This window comes from Okeania sp. SIO2B9 (assembly GCF_010672505.1).
GTDB classification, from domain to species: Bacteria; Cyanobacteriota; Cyanobacteriia; order Cyanobacteriales; family Microcoleaceae; genus Okeania; species Okeania hirsuta.
Genome location: NZ_JAAHGK010000232.1, coordinates 1 through 7,368, shown reverse-complemented (window position 1 = coordinate 7,368; position 7,368 = coordinate 1). Strand labels below are relative to the sequence as shown.

The window sequence follows — 7,368 nt, the reverse complement described above, 5'->3', positions numbered from 1 at the left end:
GTAAGAACAACACTACCAGCACCAAGAGCTGCTCCTGCCAGAAAACCAAAACCTGAACCCGTCAGCAGTAATAATCCTAACCCCCCACCAGCGCTACTGGCAGCCAAAACTTTTTCATTTATATTACGATGGCCTCGGAGTAATTCTGATTCAGCAGAAAAAGGAATTAAGCGCTCATCTACATATATAGCCCTGGCGATAAATTTACTTCCCTGAGTAGTAGTATCAAAACCACCAACTACAGGCGTTCTAGCTGGTACTATAACTCTACCAGATTCGTCAATGATCGCCTCTTTGAGCAGCAAAACTTCCTGTATCTCAATATCTCGTGGTAATGTAACATCTTGAGATGGATAAATTAAACCTACAACTTCTCCTTCCTCAATTAATATGGAAGAATCATCTTCAGATTGTTTTTGTCCCGATGACCCCGGCAAAGGTTCTCCAAAAGTAATTACACCTACTGATTCTGTAGTATTGTATTTTGATTTTTCTCTGGACTCTGGAGGAAGTGAAATAACCGTCTCTTGTTCCTCTCTAGTCTGAAGTGTCGGTGTTTCTACAACCTGAGAAGTTTCCGTTTCAGGCTTTTCATTATCAAAAGCATCTACTATTGGAGATCTAAATCTACCTGGCCTGTCAGTGGGAATGACCAGAAATGGTACGGAAGGCTCCGCAGAAGGGCCTGGGTTTGGTAAAGGAGATTCTTGTTCCGGAGCAGTGTCTAATAAACCTACACTATCTTGCTTTGGTTGAGTAGAAGTTTGATTATTTTCTTCTTCTTGGGTAGTTTGAGCATTTTCTAATTCTGTATTTTCTGGCTCAGTTAGCTGTTGGTTGGTAGTTTGAGCATTTTCTAATTCTGTATTTTCTGGCTCAGTCGGCCCTGAAATTATGGCCTCTGCTGGCTCTGAAAATTCCCCTTCAGCTACAAGCAAACTTAACTGCCAACTATTTTCCTGTGGTTCGACTTGTTCTAATTGTACTTGTTTGCTAGAGATAACCACTTCTGGAGCAAAATCTATAATAACTTTTGCTTGTTCTGGTTGCTCTTGAGAAAGACTAACTCGGCGCACCAAACCTGCCGGATATAACTCAGTCACATCTACACTAACCTCTGTATTGGGAATGTATACAATTAGACGAGCTGGTTTATTTTCTAAAGAAAAACTAGGAGCTGTACCTGATGGGAGAGTAAACTGGAGTTGATTATTGTCTGGGTCAAAAAACCAGTTTGTTAAGAAGGCTGCAAAAACTGGCCGAGTAAAACTCCAATTAATTACCAGTGTTCCTACTAATCCAATAAATTTTAATAAAAATTTTGATTTTAACAGATTTTTTGGAGATAAATATTGATTAGGCATAGCAAACTCCTCACGATTCTCTCAAATCTACAATCATTTTTGATTAACCTACAACCTACAAACTAAAATTTTGGACAAAAATGGTGCATTATATAAAATAAATTAGATAAAATTCAGATTAACATAGAATGGTACAAGCACCAGCAAAGATTAAAACTACAGAATTAGCTACCTTCGCAATAGACTTAATTCGTCAGTCCGGATGTGAATATGGAGATATTCGCTTATGTATTTATCGTTCTCAAAATTTAACAGCTCGCGATCGCTCTCTCAACAGATTAGAAGATAAGGTCAATTCTGGTTTTGGGGTGAGAGTTTTGCTCAATGGTGCATGGGGTTTTGCTGCCAGTCATCGCCAAAGTCTAGAAGAGGTAGCTAGAGTTGTTGCTCTGGCAGTAGATATTGCTAAGGGTAGTCGTCTCTGTCAACAAACACCTGTAAAGTTAGTACCTGTGGAAACCTACCGTGATAGTTATGTTACTCCCATTGAAATTGATCCTTTTGCAGTACCCATTGGCGAAAAGGCAGAATTACTTTTAAATTTGAATGAGAAATTATTGAGTTATGAGGAGCGAGGAGTGAAAAAAGCTGCTTCTTTTCTCCGGTTTACTAAAGAAGAGAAAATATTTGCTTCTACAAATGGTTCCCTAATTGAGCAAACAATTTACCGCAGCTATCCTGGGTTTTCTTGCACAGCTATTGCCAATAATGATGCTCAAAGTCGCAGTTACGAACGACCTCCTTTGAATATTGGTTATGAGCATATTAACCCCACTGATCTATTGAGTCAGGTAGAACGAGTTGCTGAGGAAGCAATTGAAAAAGTTTATGCTCCCAAAGGACCTGCGGATATTCGCTCCACTCTAATTTTAAAGCCAACGAATCTATTTTTAACTATCCACGAATCTGTTGGACACCCCACTGAATTAGATAGGGTTTATGGTTATGAATCTAATTTTGCTGGTACAAGTTTTGCCACTACCGATAAAATGGGTAAACTTCAATATGCTGCTCCCTGGGTTAATTTTAAATGCGATCGCACTCAACCAGGTGGTCGTAGTACAATGGGATATGATGATGAGGGTGTGAAGTCACAAGAATGGTATGTTGTTAAGGATGGGATATTAGTTGATTATCTCACAGACCGAGAAACAGCTTACCGACTTGGACGTGGTAGTAGTAATGGTTGTGCTTTTGCTGACAGTTGGTCGAGTGTACCGATGGTACGCATTCCGAATTTGGGGTTAGAAGCGGGTGCTGATGGTGGTAGTCATACTGCTAGTTTAGATGAAATGATTGCTGATACTGAAGATGGGATTTTAATTGATGGTGTTGGTAGTTTTTCTATTGACCAACAGCGACGGAATTTTCAATTTGGTGGAGATGCTTTTTGGCAGGTGAAAAAAGGCAAAGTTGTGGGAATGTTGAAAGATGTGACTTATCATTCGATGACAACAGATTTTTGGAATAGTGTTGATGCGGTGGGAACTGTTGCAGAAAGGGAGCAGTGTGGTACTAATATTTGTGGGAAAGGGGAACCGATGCAGATAGCTCAAATGACTCATAGTTGTGTACCTGTGCGGGTGCGCGATATTGTAATTGGAAGTGCTTCGTAGGTTTTCAACTTGCTTTCCTTCCGAAAAAGAATGTAGGGGCGTTCCATGGAACATTCCTACAAGGGTTTGATCTCAAATCTGGTCGCATCAGTGTTATTCAGCATTGTTTAAGATTAAGAGTCTATATTGTAGGGGCGCCATTCGGAGCTTTGCGGAGCACAAATGGCCATTCGCCCCTACGCATTGTATGATGATCAAGGGAATTATATTACTCTGTGTTCCTTCTGCGATAAATCCTGTCAAGATTATATTCAACAGGACTTACGCAAAGACACTATATATAGAGTTTACCAATTTAGGCGGTCGCTTAAAAAATCAAGTGCGATCGCCTATGTTAGTGAATATTCCATTAAACATCTCTAGAAATTATATTTTTACCTATACACAGGGATTTCAGATTCTTTTTCGGAGATATCTATTAGTTATGTTTTGGAGTTCAGGCGATCGCTCAGAGGAACCTAGTAAGCAGTGCCAATATAGAGATAGTCTGAACGCTAAGCACCATATATAGTGTCCTTGCGTAAGTCCTGTTAATAAACTGTAGTTTATTTGGTGCAGAAATTTATAACGATAAATCAAGGGTCTCAGGGTTTTTTCTCAGAGAGGTTTAATTGGAGAGCGCGATCGCAAATACCTTAACGGGGTTTCTTGCACAATTGCTACTTAAACCCGGAACCCAAATAGCGATGTTTGGGAATCTCCCGCTATAATCTTCGATTTAGCGGGAGAGGATGTCAATGGGTAGGTCAAACACGTTCAACCTCTCGGATGACACCAACTATTAAATTGGCAACGCCCTCAGAATTCTTATTACCGTCCATCAGAATCAACCGACCCAGTCCTGAACAATCCTTGAATGGCTCTGCCGTTAAAGGTTCTTGGACTTCAAATGTAACAATGGCACCATCTCCTTCCTCAATCTTAGCGGGGTTCTCAGCGATGGTGCGACCCCTTCTATCTAGTTGACGCTCGATAGCAGTGAGGCGGACTACAACCTGGGCACTATTGATAAGGACTGTGGTCTGGTAGCCAACTTCAATCGAACCACAATGAGATTGCACAATAACCTGAGCTTGGAAGCTCCGAATCCTGCCAATAGAGGAGTCGGATTTATGAACCATGACATCACCAACATGGGGCGAGTTAGCATGGGAAATACCATCGAGAATAAAATTGACAATGTTACCCTTCTTAGCGGAGGTGGTCTCCTCATGGCTAATCTCTAGATTGGTAATTCTAGCTGTGCAAGGGTTGGAGTTGGTGTGAGTGGGGTAAAAGACAACTTCATCTCCCGGCTTAAGGATTCCACGTTCAACATGTCCCATAAATGAAAATCGACCATTACCAATCTGTAGGTTATGGTCGTCCCCGGGTTGAAATACTCTAGAGACACAGGTACGCATGGGTCCAGAGTCATCTGAAGGTAGAAGAAAGGTATTAATAGCCTCGAAGAGGGTTTTAAAAGAAGCTCGTACCAAATTCCCGTACCTGTTCATCATCTCAATATGAGTACCTTGATACCAACTCATATTACTTGCTGGTTCCAAGAAGTTCTCACCTGTCCATCCAGAGATAGGAATAAACCTAATTGCTTTCGGATTGTAGCCAATTTTTTTGAGAAGTTCACTCATTTCTAGAACAATCTCGTTGTAGCGCTCTTGGTCATAGTTAACAGCATCCATCTGATTGACAGCAACAATAAGCTGCTTGACACCAAGGCAATAGAGTATGAAAGCGTGTTGGCGAGTTTGTCCGTCCATAGCATAGCCAGCTTCAAAGCTTCCTTTTTTGGCATCAACCATGAGTATCGCAGCATCAGCTTGGGAGGCCGCACTAATCACTTGATCAATGGCATGGGGAACATCAATGAGATGGCAGAAATATTTCTCCGTTTTTATTCTCCAGTAGTTCACCTCTAGGGTCATACCTCGCTCGCGTTCCTCCGGAGTTCTATCCATGACCCAGGCATACTTGGAAGACCCCTTTCCCATTTCAAGAGACTCTTTCTCAAACGTAGATATCTGACGCTTGGTAATCGAGCCGCATTTGTAGATCAAGTGTCATAGGGTGGTGGACTTACCGGAACCAGCGTGACCACATGCAATGATAGAAAGGTGAAGGTGATCGTTTAGAGACTGAGCCATAATAATCTTAGTTATATTCAACAACTGATTAACCATCTTACACTCTATTCAACTCTCAAAAATAGACATCTCCGGAAAAGAGGGAGTAGGGAGTAGGGAGTAGGGAGTAGGGGGAAATAATTGATGATTTATGTATGATAATTGATTTTATTTTTGATTATTGGAGATGCCTAATGTAAACTTTCAGGCGTTAGTGAATATAGAATGCTATAGAATAAAATTGTTGTCAAACTCAAGAAAAAATGTACTGTCCCAAATGCCAATCTTCTCGTTATAAGAAAAATGGTTTTCGTCGGCAAAAACAATCTTATCGTTGTCACGACTGTGGACATCAATTTGTTGAATCTCCTAAACCCAAAGCATATCACCCTGAAGTTAAACAACTATGTCTTAAAATGTATTTTAATCAGGACTTACGCAAGGACACTATATTAAGTGTTTTTACTCTTGTTTGAAAAATGCCCAAAATCTTGAGGCGATCGCACTTGATTTTTTAAGCGTTAGCGGAGCTTTGCGTCAGCAATCGCCTAAATTGGTAAACGCTATATATAGTGTCTTTGCGTAAGTCCTGTTCAAGTTTAAAATAACATAGTCAAGTTGATGATTCAATCTGATAAATTTGATAAAAATATATTCAAACTAATTCAAGTTATTTTACCTGAATTAATCGGCTTTTTAGGATTTATAACTATATGGCAACTACTAGCAATGCACTATAGTTCAATCATTCTACCTTCTCCTCTAGAAACTCTAGTCGCTCTGAAAAATTTGGCAACGGCAAATAAATTAACTTTAGCTATTTTAACTACTAGTTTAAATGCAATTAGTGGCTTCACAATAGCAACATTAAGTGGCAGTTTCCTCGGAATAATAGCTGGTATAAAACCTTTGATTAGTCGAGCGGTCAGACCTCTGATTACTGCTTTGCAAGGAGTACCACCTAAAAATTAAGGATAGAACAACTGGTTTAATCCCATCTAGAAAAGGTGTAACTTCAGGAAGTGAGCCAAATTGATTGTAGAGGATAGTTGCCTATGGAGTGCCAATAACTGGAACAAATATGACTCGTTTAGCGTTTCAAAGAAATACTAATAATACTGTTGATATTGGTAAATTATTCTATCGTTTTCCCGTTGGCAAAAAATTTAGAGTTCATGTTGATGCCATTGGTGGTAGATTTAATATGAATGTTTCTGATAACTTCAACAGACTTTTTGCAAATAGAATATCAGGGGCAATTTCTAGGTTTGGACGCTTCAATCCTATCTATGCCCAAGGGGCACGAGGTGCTGGAGTAACAGTTGTTTATAATATTAATAAATCCGTAACTTTATCATTAGGATATTTAGCAAGAGACCCGGAAAACCCAAGAGAAAGTAATGGATTTTTTAATGGTAGTAATGCAGGTTTAGCACAACTAGATATTCGACCAAGCGATCGCCTCCGTTTTGGCGTTACTTATGTACGTTCTTACTATCCAAAAAGGAAGTTATTTGTCTCAGCAGCAACAGGTAGTAGAAGAGCAAATGCACCCTTTGGTAATTTAGTTCCCACTTCCGCAGATCATTTAGGTATTCAAGGAAGTTGGCGTGCTTTGAATAATTTCACAGTTTCCGGTTGGACTGGATGGAGTTTTGCTGATGCTGAAAAATCTGTTGGTCTTGTTAAGGAAGGAGATGAAGCAACTATTTTTAATTGGGCAGTTACTTTAGGATTTACTGACTTAGGTAAACAGGGAAGTTTGCTTGGTTTTGTAATTGGAAATCCACCTAAAGTAACTGATACTGATAATGGTCCAGATGATGATGATACAGCTTGGCATTTGGAGGGTTTTTATCGTTATCAAATTAATGACAATATTTCAATTAATCCGGGAGTTTTAGTAGTTATTAATCCCGAACATGACGAGGATAATGAAACTATTACTGTGGGAATTATTCGGATGATTTTTTTGTTTTAGGAAAAGAAGGAAGAAGGAAGAAGGTAAGCATTTCCTGATGAATTTGTTGAGGCATAACATTTAAACAAAGTATCGATCGCCAACTCTATGTCTACTCTACTCGTACCCATCCTCTGAGTACAAAATATGAAAGTCGCTTAACAGTAGAACGATCTTCTGTGCTTAGAGAATCGTCTAATACAGCAGCCATGAGGCCATAGCAGTCTAATTTTGTGAGAAAGCCACTTTTGGCAGCAGAAGCCATAATTTCGTTGATTGCACCGGGAAGTAAGTTAATTTGAAGA

General features: G+C 39.7%; 7 protein-coding genes. 4 read left to right on the top strand and 3 right to left on the bottom strand.

The genetic code is table 11. The features are described 5' to 3' along the window. Positions 1-1,364: AMIN domain-containing protein (locus tag F6K13_RS10775; protein ID WP_287287357.1), on the bottom strand; the 1,364-nt coding region annotated here is incomplete at its 3' end. A gap of 128 nt (positions 1,365-1,492) precedes the next feature. Between F6K13_RS10775 and F6K13_RS10770 the strand changes: the two genes are divergently transcribed. Then, a complete protein-coding gene (locus F6K13_RS10770; protein WP_124144425.1) occupies positions 1,493-2,980 on the top strand; it encodes a TldD/PmbA family protein in 1,488 nt (495 codons plus the stop codon). A gap of 746 nt (positions 2,981-3,726) precedes the next feature. Here the strand turns inward: F6K13_RS10770 and F6K13_RS10765 are convergent. Next, entirely contained in the window at positions 3,727-5,037 is a 1,311-nt protein-coding gene (locus F6K13_RS10765) for a GTP-binding protein (protein ID WP_124154414.1), read from the bottom strand. Positions 5,038-5,366: 329 nt separating this feature from the next. On the opposite strand from F6K13_RS10765, the gene F6K13_RS10760 reads away from it, so the two are divergent. The 3 genes from F6K13_RS10760 to F6K13_RS10750 all read left to right on the top strand — a co-directional run bounded on the left by F6K13_RS10760 (position 5,367) and on the right by F6K13_RS10750 (position 7,084). Next, on the top strand, positions 5,367-5,579 hold the full coding sequence (locus F6K13_RS10760; RefSeq protein ID WP_124144423.1) for an IS1 family transposase: 213 nt from the start codon (positions 5,367-5,369) through the stop codon (positions 5,577-5,579). Positions 5,580-5,724: 145 nt separating this feature from the next. Next, positions 5,725-6,075, top strand: coding sequence for a hypothetical protein (locus F6K13_RS10755; RefSeq protein ID WP_124144422.1), 351 nt, complete (start codon positions 5,725-5,727; stop codon positions 6,073-6,075). Positions 6,076-6,163: 88 nt separating this feature from the next. Then, complete coding sequence (locus F6K13_RS10750) at positions 6,164-7,084, top strand: iron uptake porin (protein WP_287242881.1); 921 nt, start codon at positions 6,164-6,166, stop codon at positions 7,082-7,084. 91 nt (positions 7,085-7,175) lie between these two features. On the opposite strand, the gene F6K13_RS10745 is transcribed toward F6K13_RS10750, so the two are convergent. Beyond that, on the bottom strand, positions 7,176-7,361 hold the full coding sequence (locus F6K13_RS10745; RefSeq protein ID WP_287287359.1) for a hypothetical protein: 186 nt from the start codon (positions 7,359-7,361) through the stop codon (positions 7,176-7,178). Positions 7,362-7,368: the final 7 nt, after the last annotated feature.

Coding starts and splice junctions, on each gene's coding strand:
- F6K13_RS10760 (WP_124144423.1), top strand. CDS start 5,367: ATGTACTGTCCCAAATGCCAATCTTCTCGTTATAAGAAAAATGGTTTT.
- F6K13_RS10770 (WP_124144425.1), top strand. CDS start 1,493: ATGGTACAAGCACCAGCAAAGATTAAAACTACAGAATTAGCTACCTTC.
- F6K13_RS10755 (WP_124144422.1), top strand. CDS start 5,725: ATGATTCAATCTGATAAATTTGATAAAAATATATTCAAACTAATTCAA.